The organism is Pseudomonas sp. IT-347P (assembly GCF_949768005.1).
Taxonomy (GTDB): Bacteria; Pseudomonadota; Gammaproteobacteria; order Pseudomonadales; family Pseudomonadaceae; genus Aquipseudomonas.
This window is the reverse complement of record NZ_CATKPQ010000011.1, coordinates 741,355-765,005: the sequence shown is the minus strand read 5'-3', so window position 1 is coordinate 765,005 and position 23,651 is coordinate 741,355. Positions and strand designations below refer to the sequence as shown.

At 60.0% G+C, this 23,651-nt stretch carries 20 protein-coding genes; 7 read left to right on the top strand and 13 right to left on the bottom strand.

From position 1 onward, the window contains the following. The first annotated feature begins 2 nt into the window (after positions 1–2). On the top strand, positions 3–1,199 hold the full coding sequence (locus ACM6IV_RS07325; protein WP_414869360.1) for a multidrug effflux MFS transporter: 1,197 nt from the start codon (positions 3–5) through the stop codon (positions 1,197–1,199). A 39-nt stretch (positions 1,200–1,238) separates the two neighbouring features. Here ACM6IV_RS07325 and ACM6IV_RS07320 read toward each other — a convergent pair whose 3' ends face one another. Next, positions 1,239–1,946 (bottom strand): class I SAM-dependent methyltransferase, encoded by a 708-nt coding sequence (locus ACM6IV_RS07320; protein WP_414869359.1) that lies wholly within the window; start codon positions 1,944–1,946, stop codon positions 1,239–1,241. A gap of 217 nt (positions 1,947–2,163) precedes the next feature. On the opposite strand from ACM6IV_RS07320, the gene ACM6IV_RS07315 reads away from it, so the two are divergent. From ACM6IV_RS07315 to ACM6IV_RS07305, 3 genes are all read left to right on the top strand, one after another. Continuing rightward, the gene (locus tag ACM6IV_RS07315; RefSeq protein WP_414869358.1) at positions 2,164–2,577 is read left to right on the top strand and encodes a hypothetical protein; all 414 of its coding nucleotides are present in this window, start codon (positions 2,164–2,166) and stop codon (positions 2,575–2,577) included. Positions 2,578–2,743: 166 nt separating this feature from the next. Next, positions 2,744–5,128 carry a DUF3772 domain-containing protein gene (locus ACM6IV_RS07310; RefSeq protein ID WP_414869357.1) on the top strand — a complete coding sequence of 795 codons (2,385 nt, stop codon included), beginning with the start codon at positions 2,744–2,746 and terminating at the stop codon, positions 5,126–5,128. Between the two features lie 190 nt (positions 5,129–5,318). After that, positions 5,319–5,780 carry a DUF3574 domain-containing protein gene (locus ACM6IV_RS07305; protein ID WP_414869356.1) on the top strand — a complete coding sequence of 154 codons (462 nt, stop codon included), beginning with the start codon at positions 5,319–5,321 and terminating at the stop codon, positions 5,778–5,780. Between the two features lie 162 nt (positions 5,781–5,942). Here the strand turns inward: ACM6IV_RS07305 and ACM6IV_RS07300 are convergent, their stop codons facing one another. The 11 genes from ACM6IV_RS07300 to ACM6IV_RS07250 form a co-directional block, all read right to left on the bottom strand. Beyond that, positions 5,943–7,343, bottom strand: a complete 1,401-nt coding sequence (locus ACM6IV_RS07300; RefSeq protein WP_414869355.1) for an APC family permease — start codon at positions 7,341–7,343, stop codon at positions 5,943–5,945. Further along, positions 7,333–9,720 carry a TonB-dependent receptor plug domain-containing protein gene (locus tag ACM6IV_RS07295; RefSeq protein WP_414869354.1) on the bottom strand — a complete coding sequence of 796 codons (2,388 nt, stop codon included), beginning with the start codon at positions 9,718–9,720 and terminating at the stop codon, positions 7,333–7,335. Before ACM6IV_RS07295 ends, ACM6IV_RS07300 begins: the two co-directional genes overlap by 11 nt. Before the next feature lie 452 nt (positions 9,721–10,172). Next, positions 10,173–10,838 (bottom strand): sulfite oxidase-like oxidoreductase, encoded by a 666-nt coding sequence (locus ACM6IV_RS07290; RefSeq protein WP_414869353.1) that lies wholly within the window; start codon positions 10,836–10,838, stop codon positions 10,173–10,175. Positions 10,839–10,996: 158 nt separating this feature from the next. Further along, on the bottom strand, positions 10,997–12,052 hold the full coding sequence (locus ACM6IV_RS07285) for a substrate-binding domain-containing protein (RefSeq protein WP_414869352.1): 1,056 nt from the start codon (positions 12,050–12,052) through the stop codon (positions 10,997–10,999). A gap of 23 nt (positions 12,053–12,075) precedes the next feature. Next, positions 12,076–13,101 carry an ABC transporter permease gene (locus ACM6IV_RS07280; protein ID WP_414869351.1) on the bottom strand — a complete coding sequence of 342 codons (1,026 nt, stop codon included), beginning with the start codon at positions 13,099–13,101 and terminating at the stop codon, positions 12,076–12,078. After that, the gene (locus ACM6IV_RS07275) at positions 13,094–14,650 is read right to left on the bottom strand and encodes a sugar ABC transporter ATP-binding protein (protein ID WP_414869350.1); all 1,557 of its coding nucleotides are present in this window, start codon (positions 14,648–14,650) and stop codon (positions 13,094–13,096) included. Before ACM6IV_RS07275 ends, ACM6IV_RS07280 begins: the two co-directional genes overlap by 8 nt. 8 nt (positions 14,651–14,658) lie before the next feature. Further along, positions 14,659–15,330, bottom strand: a complete 672-nt coding sequence (locus ACM6IV_RS07270) for a methionine ABC transporter permease (protein ID WP_316916576.1) — start codon at positions 15,328–15,330, stop codon at positions 14,659–14,661. After that, a complete protein-coding gene (locus tag ACM6IV_RS07265; RefSeq protein WP_116029694.1) occupies positions 15,327–16,127 on the bottom strand; it encodes a methionine ABC transporter ATP-binding protein in 801 nt (266 codons plus the stop codon). Before ACM6IV_RS07265 ends, ACM6IV_RS07270 begins: the two co-directional genes overlap by 4 nt. Further along, positions 16,124–16,933 carry a MetQ/NlpA family ABC transporter substrate-binding protein gene (locus tag ACM6IV_RS07260; RefSeq protein WP_414869349.1) on the bottom strand — a complete coding sequence of 270 codons (810 nt, stop codon included), beginning with the start codon at positions 16,931–16,933 and terminating at the stop codon, positions 16,124–16,126. Before ACM6IV_RS07260 ends, ACM6IV_RS07265 begins: the two co-directional genes overlap by 4 nt. Positions 16,934–16,960: 27 nt before the next feature. Continuing rightward, the gene (locus ACM6IV_RS07255) at positions 16,961–18,007 is read right to left on the bottom strand and encodes an isopenicillin N synthase family dioxygenase (protein ID WP_414869348.1); all 1,047 of its coding nucleotides are present in this window, start codon (positions 18,005–18,007) and stop codon (positions 16,961–16,963) included. A gap of 1,034 nt (positions 18,008–19,041) precedes the next feature. Then, positions 19,042–19,317, bottom strand: a complete 276-nt coding sequence (locus ACM6IV_RS07250; RefSeq protein ID WP_414869347.1) for a hypothetical protein — start codon at positions 19,315–19,317, stop codon at positions 19,042–19,044. Between the two features lie 137 nt (positions 19,318–19,454). Between ACM6IV_RS07250 and ACM6IV_RS07245 the strand changes: the two genes are divergently transcribed. Together ACM6IV_RS07245 and ACM6IV_RS07240 are read left to right on the top strand one after the other, a co-directional pair. Beyond that, on the top strand, positions 19,455–20,291 hold the full coding sequence (locus ACM6IV_RS07245; protein WP_414869346.1) for an AraC family transcriptional regulator: 837 nt from the start codon (positions 19,455–19,457) through the stop codon (positions 20,289–20,291). 54 nt (positions 20,292–20,345) lie between these two features. After that, positions 20,346–20,942 (top strand): LysE family translocator, encoded by a 597-nt coding sequence (locus ACM6IV_RS07240; protein ID WP_414869345.1) that lies wholly within the window; start codon positions 20,346–20,348, stop codon positions 20,940–20,942. 61 nt (positions 20,943–21,003) lie between these two features. Here the strand turns inward: ACM6IV_RS07240 and ACM6IV_RS07235 are convergent, their stop codons facing one another. Next, positions 21,004–21,774: a helix-turn-helix domain-containing protein gene (locus ACM6IV_RS07235; RefSeq protein WP_414869344.1), complete on the bottom strand. Its 771-nt coding sequence runs from the start codon at positions 21,772–21,774 to the stop codon at positions 21,004–21,006. Between the two features lie 230 nt (positions 21,775–22,004). Between ACM6IV_RS07235 and ACM6IV_RS07230 the strand changes: the two genes are divergently transcribed. Continuing rightward, positions 22,005–23,630, top strand: a complete 1,626-nt coding sequence (locus tag ACM6IV_RS07230) for an APC family permease (RefSeq protein WP_414869343.1) — start codon at positions 22,005–22,007, stop codon at positions 23,628–23,630. The last annotated feature ends 21 nt before the right edge of the window (positions 23,631–23,651 follow it).

Genomic DNA, 23,651 nt, shown 5'->3' with positions numbered 1-23,651 from the left:
CCATGAGCGCAACCATTCCTATTCCGTTGACCCGGCCCGAACTGAAAGTCGTGACCATCGTCACCCTGTTGCTACTGGTGGGGTTGCTCGGCACCGACATCCATCTCTCCGCCTTGCCGCGAATGATGCAGGACATGCATACCACCCAGTCGCTGATGCAATCATCGATTTCGGTGTTCCTGTTCGGGATCGGCCTCAGTGCGCTGGTTTACGGCCCGCTCAGTGATGTGTATGGCCGCAAGCCGGTGGTGCTGACCGGGCTGGTCATCGCCATTGCGGGCAATCTGCTGGGCGCCGTGCTTTCCGAGATCGGACCGTTCCTTGGCGCGCGTTTCATTCAGGGGGTCGGCAGTGGGGTATGCCTGGCGCTTTCGCGCATCGTGCTCTCGGACATCGTGCGTGGCGATCGCTATGCGATCACCAGTTCTTACATTACGTTGTTCACGGGATTGTCGATCGTGCTCGGCCCGGTGATCGGCAGTTTTATCGAAATGTGGTTTGGCTGGCGCGCCAACTTTATCGCCCTGGCCATCCTGCTGGCAGGGATGCTGACGGTGTACGCCACGCAATGTCCGGAAACCAACATTTATCGCAACAAGAGCATGCGCATCGGGGATGTCATCGCGAATTACAGGTTCGTTCTGCAAAACCCGACCTTCGTTTGCGCCGCCACGCTGGCGGGCATCGGTATGTCCTGTTTCGTGATGTATACCGCTACCAGCCCGTTCGTGTTGCAGCAACAGTTCGGTTTTTCGCCAACGCTCTACGGCTGGATCACGGCCCTGGTCAGCGCCGGACTGCTTGTGAGTCGTTCGTTGTTGCCGCGCCTTATCCGCCAGTATGGAATGATGAAAATCATCCGCCTGGGGCTGTTCATTCTGCTCGCGTGCGGCACTTCGCTGCTGATGCTGAGCAGGCTCTGGGGCCTGTCGACATTTTCGTTTCTGGTGAGTGTCTCGGGGGTGTTTTTCAGCTACACGTTTATCGTTCTGTGCGCGTCGGCGATTTCAATGACCCCGTTTTCCGACAAGCGCGGCGCTGCCGGGGCCGTCTATTCCTGTTCGCAAATGGTCCTGGCCTTTGCGGTCAACTCGATCGTTTCGTCATTCTCCGGCAGTGAAGTGGTGCTGCTTGGCGTGACCTTTATCGTGTTGCCGGCCATAGGCCTTTTACTCTGCCGACGCATGCAGGTCGAATAGGCCGGGCACCGTTTTCAAACCAGTGCCGGGCCGGTACTTTTACAGACTGGTTTTGCTCGCCAACCAGGCTCCCCAGAACAAACTGCTGAAAAACCGCGTCGCTTCGCCAAACCCGGCCTCGTGCAACAGCGCCTGAACCGCCGCTTCGGAATGCGGCGGGTCGGCGCCTTGCAGAATCTTGCCCAGTTTGGCTTTCACCTCCTGCGCACTGGCACCCTGCTGTCGCCAACGCTGTCCCCACGCCTCGAGCAACAAGGGTTGACTGGCATAGGCGTAATGATTGCCCGCAACAATCAGCGGCGCGCCCGGTTTGAGACGCGCCTGAATCGCTTGCAGGATCTGACGTTTGGGTTCATCACCGTTCAGATGATGGAGCACGCCGATCAGCGTTGCCGCATCGAATGAGGCATCGGCCGGCAGGTCCTCGACATGCCCGAGATACACCTGAGTTCGGTGCAGCAAATCGTTGGCCCGCAACTGTGCAGTCGCGGTTTCCAGCATCGGCACGGAAGGATCGACTGCGGTGAACTGCCATTGCAGCTCCAGCGTTGCCATCGCAATGATTTCCTGCGCCGTGCCGCCAGCGCCGACCACCAGAATATTGGCTGGGCGCGAGCCAAGGCTGGCCGCCAACATGCAGGCTGCCAGATCGTGGCAGGCGTCATAGCCGGCCAGGGCGATGCGGCTTTGCCGGGCGTATTCGCTGGCGCGCAAGGTGTCGAATTTTTTTGCGGGATCGGGATTCACGGCGAGGCTCCTTGTCTCTTGCGGCAAAAACTACGCGGTGAAACGGGATAAGAAAAATTGATTAATTTTATGCCCTGCATTCCTCAGAGGAATGCAGGGCCGCAAACCAACCATTAACTGCGTCAATAACAATCATTAATTCAATGAAGTTCTCTTATCAGTGGCGCGGCGTAAGATCGGCTCCAGACCCAACCACTACACCACGGAGCACACACTCATGAAACGCCAAGCCCTTCTCAGCATCGCTTTCTCGTTCTTCGCCCTGAATGCTGTTGCCGCCCCTGCCCAGCCGCTGATCGCCGAGGGTGGTGCTGATCGCCTCCTGGAGCAACGTCGAGTGGCGGACGCGTCTGATCGTCTGTTCAGCGATGCCGTTGCTGCCGCGACTCAAACCGATCCTCTGTTCAGCGATGCCGTTGCTGCCGCGACTCAGACCGACCCACTGTTCAGCGATGCCGTTGCTGCCGCGACTCAAACCGACCCACTGTTCAGCGATGCCGTTGCCGCTGCCACCGAAACCGACCCACTGTTCAGCGATGCCGTTGCCGCTGCCACCGAAACCGACCCATTGTTCAGCGACGCCGTTGCCGAAGGTGGTTCCGACCGTCTGCTCGAACGTCGCGCCGTCTGAATGCCGCGTTTCACCGCAGTCACCGAAGAAAGGCCCGACCTCACCCGTCGGGCTTTTTGCATCTGCAGGCGCCGCTCACCTGCCCTGCTCTGCCGGAAACTTTTCCTCGCCAAACGCCTTGATCACCTAACCTCATAGACTGTGTGATCAATTCGGGCCGGCCCCCATGCGCAACCCATTGAAGTCGTTGTTTTTTGTCGCGGTCATGCTGCTGGTTGGCGGCAGCCCGACGCTATTGGCTGCCGACTTGCCGGCGCCGGCAACCACCGCCGCTTCGCCGCTGCCGGTGATTTCGCAAAGCGAACTGCAGGCGCTGCAACAACGCCTCGACGGCCTCAAACAACAGATTTCTGCGGCGAACAATTACAACCAGCTCGAAGGTCCGCAGGATCGGGTGCAGGCGTTCATTCTGGATGTGGATCGGTTGTCGGCAGGCTTGTTGCCACAGCAGGCGCAGTTGGCGGTGCAGTTAGGCGTACTCGGCGCAGCACCGGGGGCTGACGTCGCAGCGGAGCAAGCGGATATCGTCGCGCAACGGGCGGCGCTGGCGGAGCAGAAAAGCAAGGTCGACGGCACGCTGAAGAGCCTGGCAGCGTTGAAGCAGAGCGCGGCGGATCTGATTACGCAGATCGCCGGCATACGCCGCACGTTGCTCGAGAGCGAGCTGACCTTGGGCACTGACAGTGTGTTGAGTCCGCACTTCTGGTCGCCGCTGGTGAGTCCGAGCGTGGATGATCGTCAGCGCTTGCGCTTTTTCGTCGCTCAGGTGCGCGACACCTGGGCCACGGTGTGGGCGCCGGGGGAGCGCTTCTTTACCAGTGTCTTGGGGTTATTGGCGCTGATCGTCTGGACCTTCGGCCGCAAGCTGGCCGAACGCGGGCTGACCTGGGTGTGCATTCACCGCATGCCGGAGGGTCGCCTGCGCCGCAGTGCGCTGGCGTTCGCCTCGGCGCTGGCGACCATCGCCACCACCGCCATTGCCCTGCAATTGCTGTTTTACGCCTGCACCCGTCATCAACTGTTGCCGCCCGTGCTGGAGACCTTCTCCGAAGAGTTCGAGAAGGTCGTGTATGCCTGCGTGTTGCTCACCGGATTGAGCCGCGCGCTGCTCTCGACCGAGCATCCATCGTGGCGTTTGCCGGCGATTGCCGATCCAGTGGCGCACGCACTCAAACCCTACCCGCGCATTCTGTCCTGCGCGTTACTGGTGCTGGTGACGCTGGTGCAGGTGGGCAATGCGACCGGCATGAGTAGCCAGATCGTGATTGCCGGGCGCGGGGTGATTTCGCTCGTCGTGCTGGCGATTGTGACGACCCTGCTGCTGCGCGTCGGCAAGGTGCGCAAAGCGCTGGTCGCGGCCAATGATGCGGCAGCGGCGAACAGTACCTTTGCCGGGGTGATTTACACCGTCGCCAGCGTGTCGATGTTTGTCTCGGCGCTTGCCCTGCTCGCGGGCTATGTGTCACTGGCGCGGTTCATCAGTTACGAGTTGGTGTGGGCGTACATCGTCCTTTCGGGTTTCTATCTGCTGATCCAGTTGATCAAGGACGTTTGCGAGCACGTTTTTTCCCCTCGGCACGCGAGCGGCAAGGCGCTCAAACAGCTACTGGGCATCGGTGATCGGCGCCTCGATCAAATCTCGATTCTGCTGTCCGGTTTCAGTCGCGCCGCGCTGTTGCTGCTGGCGGTCATCGCCCTGTTTGTCGGCGGCATCGGCACCACGCTGGGGCAACTGGCGAGCAACATCATGGCGATCCTCGGCGGCGCCGGGTTGCGCAAGCTGAACATCGTCCCGGGCCATCTGCTCAATGCCGTGCTGGCGCTGATGATCGGCATCTGGCTGATCCGTGCCCTGAGTCGCTGGCTCGACAACGAGTTTCTGCCCAAGACCGACATGGACCCGGGCATGTGCGCCTCGCTGAGCACGCTGTTTTCCAACATCGGTTACGCCTTCGTGATTCTGCTGACGCTGTCGTCACTGGGCGTGCAGTGGACCAACCTGGCGTGGATCGTCAGTGCGTTGTCGGTGGGCATCGGCTTCGGTTTGCAGGAGATCGTGAAAAACTTCGTCTCGGGACTGATTCTGCTGACGGAACGACCGGTAAAGGTCGGCGACTTGATCAGCATCAGCGGCGTCGAAGGCGACATCCGCCGCATCAACGTACGGGCCACGGAAATCCAGCTAAGCGACCGCTCGATCGTCATCGTGCCCAACTCGCAACTGATCTCGCAAAACCTGCGCAACGTCACCCTGGGCGGCAGCGCGCAAGGCGTGGCATCGCTGGAGCTGGTGTTCCCGCTGGACATCGATCCTGAAGAGGTCAAAGAGCTGTTGCTCACAACCTACCGGGAAAACGAAACCATCCTCGATAAACCGGCACCGTTCGTGCGCTTCAGCAAGTTGTCGCCAGACGGGATTACCTTGACGGTCACAGGTTATGTGGGCAGCCCGCGGATTGTCGGGGTGACCAAAAGTGATTTGCTGTTCGAGATTCTCAAGCGGCTGGGTGCAGCAGAGATTGCGTTGGCGAAACCACCGGCGAGTGCGTAATAAATCGGTGAGGCTGTGGCATTTTCGGCGTCTGAAAAATCGCTTTCGCGAGCAGGCTCGCTCCCACAAATTTTGCGCGGTGAAGGGTTATACCCGAAGCGCCTAAATACCTGCATTTCAGGTCTTTATTGGCCGGTAAACCGCAACCTTATACTCGTGCGGTTCACCTAACGATCAATAAGGATGTTCCATGCCTCAACGTCTTTTACTGGCGGCCTTGTTTCTGGCCGTCGCCGGTTGTGCCAGCCCTCCTCCTGCGTCCGTTCACACCCATGATCCCGCCAGCTCGACCCTGCAAGGCGATGCTTCGCGGCCGGCGCAGGCACAGTGGATTCGCACCGAGTTGTACTTTTCGGTGGGTTCGATTGATGGCAAGGAAGGTGCGGTGAGTCCGGCGCGCTGGCGCGAGTTTCTTGATCAGGAAGTCACGTCACGGTTTCCTGATGGTTTCAGTGTGTTCGATGCTTATGGGCAGTGGCGGGATAAGGGCGCTCAGGCGCCTGAGCGCTTGAGTACCAAGGTGATTGTGATCTTGCATGAAAACAGTGCGAAGAATGGGGCCAGCATCGAAGCGATTCGTTTGGCTTACAAGCGTATTACAGGGGATTTGTCGGTGCTGCGGTTGTCGCAGCCGGCGGAGGTGTCCTTCTAGAAGCCCCTCACCCTAGCCCTCCCGAAACGTCGGACCGCCCAAAGGAAGAGGGAACCGATCCGGGGATATTGGAGAAGTGCGCCGACCTGAACGTGCCTCACTGAATCCACAATCGACCTCGACCTGTATTTGCCTCACCGAATCCATAATCGATTCGGTCTTTCAGGTCGATGTATCACGCAAGACACCTCGGTCGGCCCCCTCTCCCTCCGGGAGAGGGCTGGGGTGAGGGCTTGGCGTCAGTCGGCTCAATACTGCCAGTATCACCGCCCCCACCAACAACACCGCAATCCCGAAAAACGCCCCATATCCCACCACCGTCACGCTGGAATACAGCATGTACACGCACAACCCAAAAAACAGCAACGGCAACAGCGGATACAACGGCACCTTCACCGGCCTCGGCACCTCGGGAAAACGCGACCGCAGAATAATCAGCGCCACGCTGCTCAAACTCAGAAACAGCCAATAAACCGGAGTCAGGTACTCAACCATGGTGTTGAAACCGCTCTGGGTGAAACTGCCGAACAGCACCAGCAACAACGCCACCGCACCTTCCGCCAGCAGCGCTTTGCGCGGTACACCATGGCGGTCGTCCCAATCGCCGAAACTGCGCAGTTGCGGCACATCACGCGCAGCCGCGTAAGTGGTGCGAGCGCCGACCAGCAGGGTCGAGTTGATGGTCGCGATCGCGGCGATACCGACCATCAGCAAAATCAGCAGAACACCCGGTGCGCCGAATGCGCGGTTCAATAGCTCCACGGCCGGGGCATTGCTGGCGGCCAGACCGGTGAATCCCAAGCCCACGACGAACGCCCAGTTCAGCGCCAGATAGATCGCCATCAAAACGCTCAGCGCACCGAGCATGGCAATGAAAATCCCTCGTCGGCCATCGCGCACTTCTGCCGATAACGTCGCCGCGTCACTCCAGCCGCCGAACGCCAGAAAGACAAAAATCATCGCCGCCGAGAAGCCGGCCATGCCAGTGTTTTGCGCAATGGGCGGGACACTCGGCGCAGGTGGACCGATGCCTTGCCAGGCCAAAAAAACGCCCGCGCTGGCTATGCTCAAAAAACCCAACGCCAACAAACCTACCAGCAAGGTCTGGGTGATAAAGCCGATGTGCTTGCCGGTGAGATTGAGCAGCACCAACGCTGCAATCACCGCCCCGGCAAACAGCCCGGAGCCGTACTGCCCCAACGGCACCACCGCATCGACGTAATCAGCAAACATGAACGCCGACAAGGCAATCCACCCGGTGTGCGTTACCGAGAACCGCGACCAGGCGAACAAGAATCCCATACGCTCACCATACGCCGTGCGCAGAAAATGATAGTCACCACCCGGGTGCGGAAACGCCGTGGCCATCTCGGCGAAACACAGCGCACCGATCATTGATGCGACACCGCCAAGCACCCAAACCCAATAGAAATGCTCCGGCCCGACGTTGAGCGCTACGGTCGGCGCGGTTTTCAGGATGTCGGTGGTGATCACCATGCCCAGCGTGATCAGCAACGCCTGAAAAACCGGCAGATGGCGCCCCGGCCCTGCGTCAGAAACCATAGGTGGCGCGGGCGTAATAGTAAGCGCCGTTGGTGCCGATTGGCGAAAGCACGTCGTACGGCAGGTTGCCGCCGTAGTTGATCGCCGAGCCGGAACGTTCCGGGTAGTTGTCGGTGAGGTTGTTACCGCCCACCGCGATGTTGAATTTCGGCGTGAATTTGTAAGCCACTTCGGCATCCAGTTGCCACACGGCGCCGTAGGTTTGCTCCGGTTGCGAGTCACCGAAATCGAATACGCGAGTGGTCTCGCCCTGGCGCGTCAAGCGTCCGAGCAGGCCCCAGTGTTCGCTGGCCCAGTTGGCGGAAAAGATGAAGCGATCCTTCGGCGCAGCATCGGTCAGGGTGTTGGTTTCTTCAACGCCAACGAGGGCGTCGTTGCCAATGCCCAACGCCGTCAGTTGCGATGGCGTGCCTTTGGTGCTGGTGACTTTGGTGTGGTTGTAGGTATACGCGGTGGTCAGGCCCAGTTGCCCTTCGTAGAACGGCTGATGGTAGTTGAGCACCAGTTCGGCGCCGTGCGTGCTGGTGTCGGCGGCGTTGGTGAAGAAGTTGACGTCGTGCACACCGGCGACGCCGAAGTTGTCGTTGATGTAGTTTTCCAGGGCATCGCTGCCAATGCGTTGCGACAGGGTGATGCGGTCTTTGACGTCGATGCGGAACACGTCCAGCGAGGCGTCGAAGCGCTCGTTCAACTGGAAAGTCAGGCCGAGGCTGAAGTTTGTCGAAGTTTCCGGATCAAGCTTTTCCGCACCCAGCGCACGGGCGATCGGGTCGTTGACCGAGAGCACACGAATATCGGTCAGCGTGCCGCCATCGCCAAAGTTGCTGGTGGTGTTCTGGAAGCCACTCTGGGCCAGAGACGGTGCACGGAAGTTGTTCGACACCGCGCCACGCAAGGCCCATTGCTCGGTGAGCTTGTAGCGACCGCTGAGTTTGCCGGTGAGTTTGCTGCCGGCGTCATCGTAATGCTCCCAGCGCGTGGCGGCGTCGACGAACAAGCGATCAGTGAGATCGCCGGACAACTCGGCGTAGGTGCCGAACACGTTGCGATCCAGATCCGACTCTTCGCTCGGGCGCAGGCCGTTGGCGCCGTCGGCTCCGGCGCCGATGTAAGAGGCCTCGTCACCGGCGTAGGTCAGGTAGTTTTCGTAGCGGTATTCGCCGCCCACCGCGAGTACGAACGAGCGCTCGCCGAGACGCAGCTCACGGCTGAAATCGAGGTTGGTGGTGGTCTGGCGCAGCTCGTAATCGCCGGTGTCGAACTTCGTCGGCGAGTCTTCGCCGAGGCTGACGTTAAGTGTTCGCCGGGTCGAGCCATCGAAGCGATTGCGACCGTGGGTGACGCTGCTGTCGAAGTCCCACTCGTCACCGAGCAGTCCTTTGAAACCGGCGGTGGCGGAGACGTCTTTGTTGTCACCGAGCGATTGCGGCAAATAGCCGTTGGGGTAGAACTGCGGCTGTTCATACGGATAACGATAGAACTCGGCGCCAGTGGTGTGGCGCTGGTTGTAAGTGCCAAAGCTGTAAGCCTTGCCGCCGGCCAGCGGCAATTCGCTGTTGAACCAGAGGTTCACATCGCGCGCGACGCCGTCGCCCATCACATAGTTGCGCTGGCCGGGGGTATCGGCAAAACCGTCAAAACCGGCGCGGTTGGTCGGGTTGCGATCCTTGTATTCGGTACCGCCGCGGATAAACCCGCCCTCCTCACCGAGGCGCGTACCGATCTTCGCGGTGGTGACGCTGTTCTGGCCGTCGGTGGTGGTCTTGCCGATGGCGTCCTGACGGGTGTGATAAACGCCATAACTGGTCGACACTTCGCCGCCCTCGGGGGCGTCATCAAGGATGATGTTGATCACCCCGGCAATCGCGTCGGAGCCGTACTGCGCGCCGGCGCCATCGCGCAGCACTTCGATGCGTTTGATCGCGCTGAGCGGGATAGAGTTGAAGTCGACCGGCGCGGTACCACGACCGATCTTCGAGGAGTCGTTGACTACCGCCGACGTGTGGCGGCGCTTGCCATTGACCAGCACCAGCACCTGATCCGGACTCATGCCACGCAGTTGCGCTGCACGCACATGGTCGGCGCCACCGGAGTTGGATTGACGCGGCAGGCTGAAGGATGGCAACAGCGTCTGCAACGCCGCGCCCAGTTCACCATCAGCGGCGCCGGCAGATTTGAGGTCTTCGGCGGTGAGCACATCGACCGGTACCGGCGAATCAAGCACGGTGCGTGAAGTGCCACGGGTGCCGGTGACCAACACGGTGCCAAGTCGGGATTCGCTGTCGGCACTTGCCGAAGTTTCTTCGGCGTTGACCGGAAGTTGCCAGATAGCGGACACGACAGCAGCCGCCAGTAATGAACGGGAACGGTAATGCATATAACAGCTCCTTGAATCGCAGTTAATACCCGGCCGTTGCCGACAATAAAAGTGCGGCAATCATTGCGCGGTAATGTCTGCTGTAGTTTTGGATTTCTGGAAGGCAGTGAAGGCTTTTTTAGGATGAGTTGCAGTTTCCCCAGTGTGAGACGTTTCCCCTTGAAAGCCGATGCTAGACGAGCTTCAGTTGATCGCAAAAGAACCAATAACGCTTAGGTTAGATCGCTCTACAGGAGTGTTCTTAGTTCAGCATAAGTGTTGCTGAGCCAACACCTGAACCAACTAACCTACAACTAAGCAAGGTGCGGAATACCCCCCCTTTGGGAGCGAGCCTGCTCGCGAAAGCGCTGGATCAGTCACCAAAAAGGCAACTGGCCCGGCCCCTTCGCGAGCAGGCTCGCTCCCACAGGTTGATCGTATTTCAATGTTTGAACAGGCTGCGTCCTGGAGACTTAATCGAACTCTTTATCCAGCCAGGCATCCTCGGCAATATCCAGTTCATCGCCACTGAATCGCTGCTCGGCAAACGGATCAGCGTGCAGGTGAAAGCCGTTCTGCTCCCAGAACCCCGGTTGTTCCTGATCGACAAATTCAAGCCCGCGCAGCCACTTCGCACTCTTCCAGAAATACCGGCCTGCCACTACCAGCCGCAGTGGCCAGCCGTGTTGCGCAGTCAGCGGTTGGCCGGCGTAATGAGTGGCCAGCAGACTGTCGGGGAGCAACAGATCGTCGAGTCGCAAGTTGGTCTGGTAATCGTGGTCGGCATGGGCCATGACGAACGCCGAGGCTGGCTGGATATCAAACGCCTGCAACAAATCCTGCAGATGCACCCCGCTCCACTCGGTGTCGAATTTCGACCAGCGTGTCACGCAATGGATGTCACAACGCAGTTGTCGTTGCGGCAGTGCCTGCAGATCGGCGTAACGTAATTCGATTGGCCGTGCGAGCGTGCCGGACAAGCGCAGCGACCAGTTGGCGAGGTCATATTCCGGTACTTCGCCTTCGTGGAGGATTGGCAATCGCTCCGTCAGCACTTGGCCTGGGGGTAGTCGTTCACCGAATGCTGGATTCGCTGTCGGAGAACGGCTTTTGCGTAAGCGGTCAGCTTTGTTGTGCATGTAAGCTCCGGAACTCCCTCAGTTTGCGCAACTACGCATTACCCCTGTGGGAGCGAGCCTGCTCGCGAAAGCGCTGGGTCAGTCAACAGAGTTATCGACTGATCGGGCCTCTTCGCGAGCAGGCTCGCTCCCACATGGGCGATGTCGTGGCAAATGTTCTAGTTAGCCACCGGAATCCACGCCGCCCGCGCAACATTCGCGGTATCACCAAAGCCCGGGAGCTTCTGCGCCAGATCTCGAACGTTTTTCACGTCCAGATCGAGCAACTGCTGACGAGTAATCAGCGTCGGTGGCACCAGCACCTGATGCCCCGGATTTTCCCCGGCAATCAACATCGCCAGACTGCGCACGCTGATCGCCCCGGCCACTTGCGGATTGACCGCCGCCGTCGCCGCCCAAGCGCTGTCCGCTTCTTTCATGATCTGAATATCGGCGGTGGAAATATCGGCGCTGTAGATCTTCACCTTGCTCGTCAACCCTGCCTCATCGACGGCGATTTTCGCGCCTTTGGCAAACTCATCGAACGGCGCAAAAATCACGCTGATGCCCGGGTTGGCGCGAAGTACGGCACTGGCCTGATCCGCCACCGAGTTGGCGATCGGTGGATTCAACGTGCCGAAGCGCGCCTTCTCGACGATCCCCGGATTGGCCTTCTTCACCTGACTCCAGATTTCGTCGCGGCGCTCCATCGGCGTAAAGCCGCTGATGTACACATAGCCGGCATCAAACTGCGTGCCGTTGTCCTTGACGGCTTGATCCAGCGCCAGACGCGCCAGCGCATGGTGATCCTGCTCGACCTGGGTCACTTGCGGCGTGTTCAGATCGACGTCGAAAGCAACCACTTTGATGCCTTTGGCAATCGCCCGATCGATCGGTGCTTTCAGGGTTTCAGCCAAGCCGAGCTGGACGATAATGCCGTCCACGCCCAGATCAATCGCCTGATCGATCATCTCGCCCTGACTCGCCGCCTGCTGCCGGGCATCGAATACGCGCAGGTTGGCACCGAGCGCTTCGGTCTGTTTTTCCACGCCACGCAAGTACGCCTCGGGGAAGTCCCCAGAGAACGAGTAACCGACCAATGCGATCTGCACCTGACCTTTGTCGAATGGCGCCGGTGCACCGGGCAAGGCTTTGGCCTGAGCGTTCAGCGCCATTGCAGAAAACAACGCGCCAGCGAGGCAATGACGGGCAAATTGTTTGATTGAACCGTGCATACAACTTCCTTGAATGAAGCGGCTCAACGCGCCCGATGCGCGAGGCCGAACGTGAACATCAGGGCCAGCACCAGCACCAGTCCCTTGACGAAATCCTGCGCGTAATACGGCGCGTTGAGCATGGTCAGGCCATTGAGCAACGCCGCCACCAGCAGCGCGCCGACCAGCGTGCCGAATGCGTTAGGCATTTTCGCGCCGAGTACGGCAAAGCCGATCAGCGCCGCACCGAGGGCATCCAGCACCAAGCCATTGCCCGAGCTGACGTCGCCACGACCCAGGCGCGCCGCCAGCAACAAACCGCCAAGCGACGCCAGCAATGCCGAGAGCACGTAAGCCAACAACTTGAAGCGCTGCACCGGCGCACCGGCCAGTCGCGCCGCTTGCTCATTGCCGCCGATGGCATAGAACAAACGACCAATGCGCGTGCGTTCGAGAAACAGCCACACGGCCAAGGCGACCACGGCGGTAATCAGCACCGGAATCGGTACCACCTCCCACAACCGCCCACGTCCCAGCGCAAGAAACGCGGCACTGAACGTACCTTCGGTTTCCTCGCCACTGGGCAAGGTCATGCCGACTGCAATCGAGCGTCCACCGGTGGGAATCAGTTGCACGCCGATCACCAGAAACATGCTGCCCAGCGTCGCGAGAATATCCGGCACGCGCAGTTTGACGATCAGCCAGCCGTTGAGCAGGCCGACCAGCGCGCCGCCCGCCAGACTGATCAACACCGCCGGCACCGCGCCCCAGCCGAGCACGACCATCACGTAACTGGCGATCATCAGGCTCATCGCCGCCACCGCGCCAATCGACAGATCGAGTCCGCCGACGGCCATGGTCAGCGTGACGCCCAGCGCCAGCAGCGCGACAATCGACACCGATTGCAGGATGCTGAACAGGTTGCCGACACGCAGGAATGCCGGCTCGGCCACGCTGAAAAACACCACGATCAGCGCCAGTAGCCACAACAGGCCGTAGCGGATCAGCACTTGAAGCAGACGTTCGGCGCGTGCCGGCTCGGTCGATAACAGTGAACTTGAATCAGGCACTCGCTCTGCTCCTTGGCGTCGCTTGAGGGGAATGTTCGGTGACGTCGCTGCCGGCCAATGCGGCCACCAGATCAGCGCGATTCAGTTCGGCACGCGGGTACTCGGCCACCACGGCGTGATCGCGCACCAGCAGGATGCGGTCGGCAATTTCCAGGGCTTCATCGACATCGGCGCAAATCACTAGAGTCGCCCGGCCCTTGGCGCTGTCACGCAGCAGTTGGCCGATGTCGCGGCGGGCACGCACGTCGACGCCTTGAAACGGTTCATCGAGGATCAACACCCGCCCTTCGCCGAGCAGCCAGCGGCCGAGCACGACTTTCTGTTGATTGCCGCCCGACAGTGCGGTCATCGGCACATCGATGCCGGTGGTCTTGATCCCCAGCGCCGCCACTTGGGCCTCGACCGCCGTGGCCTCGGCACGGTTGCGGATGAAGCCGCCACGGGTGAAACGCTCGAGAAACGGCAAGGTCAGGGTTCGACGCAGAGAGAAATCCGCCACCAGCGATTGACTGGCGCGATCCTCGGCCGCGAAGAAGACCCCGCTTTGGATAGCCTTGCGCGGTGAGTCTGCACGCCAGTCGACCCCGTCCAGTTGCACGCTGCCCGAGGTCGCTTTACGCAGGCCGAACAGCACCTCGACGATTTCACTTTTGCCGGCGCCCAACAGTCCGGTCAGTACCACCACTTCGTTCTCGTGCAGGGTCAGATCGAACGCGGCGGATCGCGGCAGAATTTGCAGGGCGTTGAGTTTCAACACCTCGCGCCCGGCCGCACGCGGTTGGTAGACATGCTCGGCCAGCACCTGCCCGAGCATGGCGCTCACCGCTTCCGGCAATTGCCGCGCCGTGAACTCGCCCGCGAGTCGCCCGTCACGCAGAACGATGGCGCGATCCGCCACGCGTTGCAGGTCGGAGAGTCGATGGGAAATGTACAGAATCGCCACACCGCGACTGCGCAAAGTGTCGATCAATCCAAACAACCGTTGCGCCTCGGCATCGGAGAGCGCCGCTGTCGGCTCATCAAGAATCAGCAGACGCGGCTGCAACGCCAACGCGCGAGCGAGCACCACCAGTTGCCGTTCGGCCTGACCGAGATGCTCGATCGGCTGCTCCAGCGGCAACACCAAGCCCAGTCCGGCGGCGATGCTCGCAGCACGCTCCAGCAGGCGTTTGCGATTGAGCCAGAAGTCCGCGTCCGGCTTGCACAGCTCATCGAGCAGCAGGTTCTCCGCAACGCTCAAACCGGGTGCGATGCCTTCGTTGATCTGCTGATGCACCGCGACAATCCCGACCCGTCGTGCCGACAACGGCGAAGCGAAATGTCGCGGCTCACCGTTCACATGAATTTCCCCAGCATCGGCAGTCTGGCTGCCCGCGAGAATCTTCACCAAGGTCGACTTACCCGCGCCATTGGCACCGAGCAGCGCCACCACTTCGGCGGGATAGATGTCCAGGCTGACGGCATCCAGCGCCCGACTCGCGCCAAATATCTTGCTCAACTCACGCAGACGAATCAGCGGCTCGCGGACTACGGCAACCGGCACACTCATACAATTCCTTAGCGGCGATGCGCCAGCGAACGAACCAACCGATCGCCCAGGCTTTGCACGCCCTGAACGAGGATCACCAACACCACCACCGTGGCAACCATCACTTCATTGTTAAAACGCTGATAACCGTAACGGATCGCCAGATCACCGAGCCCGCCACCGCCGATCACCCCGGCCATCGAGGAAAAACCGATCAGCATCACCAGCGTCAAGGTGATCCCGGCCAGCAACGCCGGCAGCGCTTCGGGCAACAACACTTTGAAAATCACATGACCGATGTCGCCGCCCATCGCGAGGATCGCTTCGATGCGGCCCTTGTCGACTTCGTCCAAGGCGTTTTCGACGATGCGGGCGAAAAACGGAAATGCACCGATGGTGATCGGCACCACGGCGGCGGTGCTGCCCAGCGTTGTGCCGACCACCAGCCGGGTCAGCGGGATCAGGGCGATCAGCATCACCACGAAGGGCAGTGAACGGCCGAGGTTGACCACGCCTCCCAGCGCGGCATTCAAGCGTGGCATCGGCAGCAGTCCGTCGCGACGACTGATAAACAGCAACACGCCCAGCGGCAAACCGATCAGCAGCGTGAACAGCCCTGCGAGCAGGACCATGTACAGGGTTTCACCGGTGGCGTTGAACACCAGTTGCAGGATTTCATCCCAATTGACCGTGCGGTTCATGAGTGCGCCGCCCTTACGCCGTATTGCTTGAGAAAGCTCAGGCCCGGCTCAGCGTGGCCCAGGGGCAAGCCGCAGGTCGGGCGCAGCGAAGCGCCGAGTTGCGATTGCGCATCGGCCAGCAGCCGTGGCACCGGCCCGGCCTCGACCAGACGTCCGTTGGCCATGAACGCGGCGTGATCGCAGATCGACTTGACCACCTCCAGCTCATGGGTAATCAGCACAATGGTCACGCCCAGTTGCCGATTGATGTCGCGCAGCAGCTCAAGGATCGAAGCGGTGGTTTCCGGGTCGAGTGCGCTGGTGGCTTCATCCGATAACAGATAGGCCGGCTCCGCAGCGAGGGCGCGGGCAATCCCGACGCGCTGTTTCTGGCCGCCGGACAATTGCGAGGGAAAGGCTTGCGCCTTGTCACTCAAGCCGACCAGTTCCAGCAATTCGCGCACCCGCACATGGCGCCACGGCTTGCCCACCTTGGCGATCTCCAGCGGTACCGCGATATTGTCGAACACCGTGCGTGAATGCAGCAGATTGAAGCCCTGGAAGATCATGCCGATGCGCTGGCGCTGCTGGCGCAGTTCGCTGACCGAAAGCGTCGTCAGGTCGACGCCATCCAGCAGAATCCGCCCGCTGTCCGGTCGTTCAAGCAGATTGAGGCAGCGCAACAGCGTCGACTTGCCCGCGCCGCTGCGGCCGAGAATCCCATACACGGCGCCGTCGGGAATGCTCAGCGAGACCTGATCGAGTGCCGGTTGCGCGGCCGACGGGTAGGTCTTGCTCAACTGCTCGACGGCGATCATGGCTTGCCGCCCGCCACTGGAATCACCGAGCCGGCGAAGTTGTCGGTGATGTATTTGGCGACCTCTGGCGACGTCAGGTCCTTGGCCAGTTGCGCGATACGCGGGTCGTGTTCGAGCTTGGGCGTGGTCACCAGAATGTTGGCGTAAGGATTGTGCTCCGCTTTTTCCAGGCCCAAAGCATCCTTGGCCGGTACCAGGCCTGCGTCGAGCGCGTAGTTGCCGTTGATCACGGCCAGATCAACGTCGTCCAGCGAGCGTGGAATCTGCGGCGATTCGATTTCCAGGATCTTCAGCTGTTTCGGGTTTTCGGCGATGTCTTTGGGCGTTGCCTGATCCGCCGCCGGGTCGTTGAAGCCGGGTTTGAGTTTGATCAGGCCATTGTCCTGCAACAGGTACAGCGCGCGGCTCAGGTTGGTGACGTTATTGGGCACGGCGACGGTGCCTTTTACCGGCACGTCGGCGAAGCTTTTGTGCCGGTGCGAATAAATGCCCAAGGGTTCGATATGCACCGTGGCCGCCACCGCGAGTTTTTCGCCGAGCGCCTGCTCCTGGGATTGCAGGTACGGCAGGTGCTGAAAGTAATTGGCGTCGACGTCACCGTGGACCAGCAGCTCGTTGGAGTTCACCCCGTTGGGGATCTCGATGACTTTGAGATTCAGCTGTGGATCGATTTTCTGGATGTACGCGAGAATCTGCGCGTGCGGCACCGGGTCGGCAGCGACCCGCAACGGCTCCAGCGCCTGGGCACCGAACGACGTCACCAGCGCGCTGAGCACGGCCAGGGCCAAACCTGCTTTGTTGATCATGTGCGGAGTCCTTGAGCGAGTGGTGAGTCAGGCGGATTGACGAACCGCTGGTGGCGGCAGCAGCGCATCGGCGTAGAAGCGTTGTGCGACATCCGGATGCGAGCGCAAGCGACCCTTGAGGTAGTTCCGGCCGACATCGCGAAACAGTGGATTGAGCGGATCACTCGCCGGCCCGCGCGCCTCGCGCAACAGTGCGGTGGGCAGCGGATACAGCGGCACCACGGCATCCAGTTGCGCGCCGAGAAAGAACGCGACAGACAAGCGTTCACTGCCCTCGGGCGGCGACACGACCCGGTGCACCGTGGCACGCAAATAACCGTTGCTGGCCAGTTCCAGCAGTTCGCCGATGTTCACCACCAGGGTGTTTTCACGCGGCAAGGCGTCAATCCAGCGCCCCTCTTCGATTTCGACTTGCAGACCGGCCTGCTGGTCTTGCAGCAGGAAGCTGAGGAAACCGGAGTCCTTGTGCGCGCCGACGCCTTGGTGGCTCGACTCGCTCGACTGGCCGGGATAGCGCATCAGTTTGATGTGTTCATTGGGTTTGTCGCCGTACAGCTGATCAAACGCATCGGCGCGCAGCGACAGCGCCTGAGCGAACGCACGCAGCAGGCGCAACGACATCCGTGTCATCGCCTCCTGCCACTCGAACAACAGAGGTTTCAGTTCCGGCAATGCCGCCGGCCATTGGTTGGGGCCTTGCAGCCGCGCCCAGAACGGGCTGTCCGCTAGCAAGGGCAGCGCCTCGCGCTCGGCGCCCAGGTCAAACTGTTCACGCAGATCGGGCTGCCCACGGGTGATCTCCGAAGCGGCACGGTTGTACCCGCGAAAGTGCGGTGAGTTGATCATGCCGACGGCGGTTTTCTCGCTGTCGGGCAAGGCGAAAAACTGCCGGGCATGGGCTTGCACCTGCTTGAGCAATTCGCTGTCGATGCCGTGGCCGGTCAGGTAGAAGAACCCGACGTCGCGGGCGGCATGGCGCAGGTCTTCCAGAAATTCGTAACGCTGCTGCGCCGTGCCTTCAAACAGCGACAGGTCCAGCGTCGGTAATGTGGTGATGTTGAGGGTATGCGGCATGATTCACTCCCGTGTGAATCAAACCTGAAGAACCTGTGATCGATTCAGCGTGTGCCGTCATGGCAATCGGGGTCTATCGGTTTGATGCGTTTTGATTCGTGGTTGAGACGAAACTAAACGATCTTAAAAAAGCGTAGCCAATATCTTTTTCGCATTACCTTAGGTCGACATGAAAACCGCAGGTGTTGATGGATTCGGGCAATCCTTGGGATGACGTAACGTCCAATCGGACCCGCACCTACACGTATCCGAGAAATGTCCTACGCAATAAAGCGACAAATAAATTAATTATTACTTTTGACAGCTATCCTTAACCAAAAAAAGCCCGTTCCAGTCGAAACCGAAACGGGCTTTTCCCACCTCAACGGCCGTTACTTCAGGTCGTCAAAATGGTCTCGCAGGAACTCGTAAAAGCGAAACGCCTTAAACAATCTCCATACAAGGCTCAGCGTACGCAGCAACAGCTTCATACGTTTTGGCCTCCAGGGCTGGGGGCCAATCCTCCAGCAAGCTTACCGGATCATGCTTGCTTTCAGCCTGAATGTCAGTTCGACTAGTGAGGCGGCCGGTTGAAAACCCTTTGAGCCATCATCCGGCACGGGTGCAAAACCGTGTCAAAGGGAATGAAACTGTTAAGTTTCCAGCCAGACCTCAACGCCGAACCAACATATGAGCGCCTGCATCATAACCCTCAATCAAAGGGTCTCATGCAGAGAGATTTAGTGCTTTTGTAAATTGTTATTTCTGTCTGTTTATATGAATAAAAAGACTTGAAAAAAATCGTTCAAAAAAGGCTCTTGCCGTTGCAAGGTGGCACAAAGGCTCATACTATCCTCACACGTCAGTTCGGCTAGTGAAGCAACAAACCTCGGTCGCAAACCAGGGTTTACAAAAAAAACCGCCCCGCAAAGGCGGTTTTTTTTCGTCTGACTTTTCACTGCACCCGCCGACGAAGTACAGATCACAGTCCCCGCGCGCAGGTGGGACCGTAATCGCTCAGGTACTGGGCGACCCCCTCTGCCATCAACAAACAGCTATCGGCACTTGGCCAACACCACCTGGCAGGTGTCCGGCGTGCCCCCGGAGCGTCCGGCATAACGAATACAGTTGTTCAGCGACTTCTGCCGGGCCATGTTCAGGCTGGAACCCCAAGCCAGACCGCCCTCGCCGATTGACGGCAAGGCTTTGGCGTAGCAGGCATCGCCAACACCGGACGGTGGATAGTGTTTCCGGCTGGAGCAACCTGCGTTAAGCGTCAGGCTGAGACCGATCAGGGTAAGCATGCCCCAGAGCGTGCATCGGTTGAGCATCGTATTTCACCTGCCGCCAAAGGGGTTGTGACCTACAGAGTCTAGCCCCCTCACCTGCACAAATCTTCTAAACGTCGATGACCATTGCGCGGTATTTTATGGGGCCGCACCTTTTCATGGCGAACACTGGAGCCTTCGTGGATAAACGCAACTGGATCGAGCTGTCCCAGGATGTCGACACCGGGATTGAGTCGATTCGCGCTCATTTTCAGGGGCATGCCTACGATCCGCACTGGCATGACAGTTTCCTCGTCGGCGTCACCGAGCAAGGTGTGCAGCAATTCAATTGCCGCCGCATACGCCATCGCAGTACACCGGGCAACGTGTTCCTGCTGGAGCCGGGGGAGATTCACGATGGGCAAGCGCCGACCGAGGAAGGTTTTACCTATTCGATGCTCTACCTCGATCCGCAGTGGCTTGAGCGTGAAATGCATGCGCTGTTCGAAGACGCACCGTCCGACGGCCAGCCCGGTTTTGCCGACACGCTGAGCCAGGACCCGCGTCTGGCCAAAGCGATCAGCCAAGCCTTCCATGCGCTGCATGACGGTGATCTGCGCATCGTTCGGCAGACCGCCATCGACGCTCTGCTGAGCTCGCTCACGCACCATCTCGACTGGCGCAAGCGCCAGAATTTCGATCCGCGGCTGCCGTTGGTGGCGCAACTGGCTCGCGACTATCTGCACGCGCATACCTATGAAGATGTCGGACTCGATGATCTCGCACGGGTTTGCGGGGTGGACCGTTTTCGTCTCAGCCGCGCCTTCAAGTCAGCGTTTGGCCTGGCGCCGCACGCGTACCTGATCCAGTTGCGCCTGGCCAAGGCGCGGCAGATGCTGGCGCGCGGTGAAACGCCGGCGCAGGTGGCCAGCGTGCTCGGTTTTGCTGATCAAAGTCACCTCGGCCGCTGGTTCCGGCGCGCCTATCAACTGACGCCGGCGGATTACCGCAAGCGCTGCTCAAACCTTCCAGACTGACGCCCGTCACCTGGCGATGATGGATACCTGTGTTGATTTCAGGGAATCCCGATCATGGCGTCATTGCTGCCTTTTCTGCTGTTTGCTTTCGTTGCTTCGATCACACCGGGGCCAACCAACATTCTGGTGTTGAGCCACAGTTCACGCCAAGGCTTGCTCGCCACGCTACCGATCATTTTCGGTGCCTGCGCGGCAGCGGCGCTGATCGTGCTGGTGGTCGGCCTCGGTGCCGGTGAAACCTTGCTGCGCTACCCACGCGTGCAGCAAGCCATGGCGTGGGGCGGCGTGTTCTGGTTGAGCTGGCTGGCGTGGCAGATCTTTCGCAGCGCGCCACCATCGCTGGACCCGGCTGATACGCGGGAAGAAGGCTTCAGCGTAATGAGCGCCGCCATGCTGCAACTGGTCAACCCCAAGGTGTGGATGATGGCCGTGGCGGTGGTCAGCGTGTTTGTCGGCGGGGGTGACAAGACCTTGCGGTTGATGGTGTTGTCACTGGCGTTTCTGCTGGTGTCCCTGCCGTGCATGACGTTCTGGGCGTTGCTGGGTGTGGGTAGCGCTCGTTTGATGGGATCGCCGAACGCGTTCAAGCTGATGAACGCGGCACTGGCATTGTTGCTGCTGCTGTCGGCATGGCTGACCGTCCTGGCTTGACAACACATTTACTGTAGGAGCTGGCGCAGGCTGCGATCTTTTGATCTTCATAGCCCTTTCATCAGGGTGAGGTCGCCTGTCGATACTCACGCGGAGTAAACCCGGTAGACGCCTTGAACTGGCGGGTAAAAGCGCTGTGATCGGTGTAACCACATTGCAAGGCAACCTCGGTAATCGGCAGCTCGGTATGCAGCAACCGGTGCGCGTGCTCCAGGCGTACTTTCTGGATCATCTGCCGTGGCGTCAGGTGGAACACCCGTTTGCAGTAACGCTCCAGTTGCGCCACGGAGATATCGGCGATGCGGGTCAGTTCACCGAGGGTCACGCGCCGATTGAAATTCGCGCGAATGTGCTCATCGACAGCCGCGAGCCGCTCGAATGCCGGATGGGTTTCGCTGGCCGATTGCAGGTCTACCGAGATTCCCACCAGACCAATGATTACCCCGTCACGGTTGTACAACGGTTGTTTGTGCGTCAGACACCAGCCTGGTTCGCGACTGCCGTAAAGATGCAGTTCGAGCTGATCCTCCAGCACAAAGCCCTCCTCCAGTACCTTGCGATCCTGCTCGGTGTAGCCCGGCCCGAGTTGCGCCGGAAACACTTGCGCGCTGGTCTTGCCCAGTAACGGACGCAAATCCTTCAAGCCACAACGCTGCACCAGTGTGCGATTGGCGAGGACGTAACGGGCCTGCACATCCTTGATGAATATCGCCGCGTTGGGGATCACATCGAGCATCGGCAACAGCAGCGCCGCGCCCGTCAACAGCTCCTCCAGAGTCTGCGGCCGCTGGCCATCCATGCCTTGAGCCAGGATCGAAAACGCCTGCTGCATCAAACAATCCCCTCGTGATGCGGATGGGCGAAGCACCCGCGATGCGCCCCTCGGTGCAGATTGCAGCATCGTTGAAGGCGTGTCGAGAGGCGTGTTTCATCGGCGCCATTGTGCTGATTTCGTCATCGAAGCCTGCAAAAAACATCAATCGCCACGAGGTCGATGAGTTCAAAGTCTGGCCGTCCCAGTGACACAACTGCCTATCCAATAACTCACAAGAAGGCGATGCCATGTCAGGCCAAGGCAAGTTCAAAAAACAGCTATCACTGATCGACCTCACATTTATCGGGCTGGGGGCGATCTTCGGTTCCGGCTGGTTGTTCGCGGCCAGTCATGTGTCCGCCATTGCCGGGCCGGCGGGGATTTTGTCCTGGCTGCTGGGCGGCTTCGCCGTGTTATTGCTGGGCATCGTCTATTGCGAACTTGGCGCTGCCCTGCCGCGTGCCGGCGGCGTGGTGCGTTACCCGGTGTACTCCCACGGGCCGCTGCTCGGCTACTTGATGGGCTTCATCACGCTGATCGCGTTTTCCAGTCTGGTAGCGATCGAAGTGGTTGCCTCACGCCAATACGCAGCGGCGTGGTTTCCTGGCCTGACCAAGGCTGGCACCGGTGATCCGACGATTCTCGGCTGGCTGGTGCAGTTCGGTCTGCTCTGCGTGTTCTTCCTGCTCAACTACCGCAGCGTGAAAACCTTCGCCAAGGCCAACAATCTGGTCAGCGTGTTCAAGTTCATCGTGCCGTTGCTGGTGATTGGCGTGCTGTTTACTTTCTTCAAACCGGCCAACTTCGAGGTGCAAGGCTTTGCTCCGTTCGGCCTGTCCGGTGTGGAGATGGCTGTGTCGGCGGGCGGTATCATCTTCGCCTATCTGGGGCTGACACCAATCATCTCGGTGGCCAGTGAGGTGAAGAATCCGCAGCGCACCATTCCCATCGCGCTGATCCTTTCGGTGCTGCTGTCGACATTGATTTACGTGCTGCTGCAAATGGCCTTTCTCGGCAGCATCCCCACAGAAATGCTCGCCAACGGCTGGGCCGGAATCAGCAAGGAATTTGCCCTGCCCTATCGCGATATTGCCCTGGCACTGGGCGTCGGCTGGCTGGCGTATCTGGTGGTCGCCGATGCGGTGATCTCGCCGAGCGGCTGCGGCAACATCTACATGAACGCTACTCCGCGGGTGATCTACGGCTGGGCGCAGACCGGCACCTTCTTCAAAGTTTTCACGCACATCGATGAAAAGTCCGGCATCCCGCGTCCGGCGCTGTGGCTGACCTTTGCCCTGTCGGTGTTCTGGACCTTGCCGTTCCCATCGTGGGAAGCGCTGATCAACGTCGTCTCCGCCGCGCTGGTATTGAGTTACGCCGTGGCCCCCGTGTCCGTCGCCGCACTGCGCCGCAATGCGCCAGACATGCCACGGCCGTTCCGGGTCAAGTGCATGGGCGTGCTCGGGCCGGTGTCGTTCATCATCGCCGCGCTGATCGTCTACTGGTCGGGCTGGAACACCGTGTCGTGGCTACTCGGCCTGCAAATCCTGATGTTCGTGGTGTATCTGCTGTGCGGCCGCTTTGTGCCGACCGCCCACTTGAATCTGGCGCGTCAGGTGCGCTCCTCGGCGTGGCTGATCGCCTTTTACGCGGTCACCATCGTGCTTTCGAAACTTGGCACCTTCGGCGGCCTCGGCATCCTCGCCCATCCGTTCGACACCCTTGTCGTCGCGGCCTGTGCCACCGGCATTTACTACTGGGGTGCGGCGACAGGCGTACCGGCGCATCTGCTGCGACTGGAAGAGGATGAAGAGGAAAGCGAAGTTGCCGCCCCTGCCTCGACCGTGTCTGCGCGCCCTGCCGGCGCCTACTGAAATCATCCAAAGGGACATGTT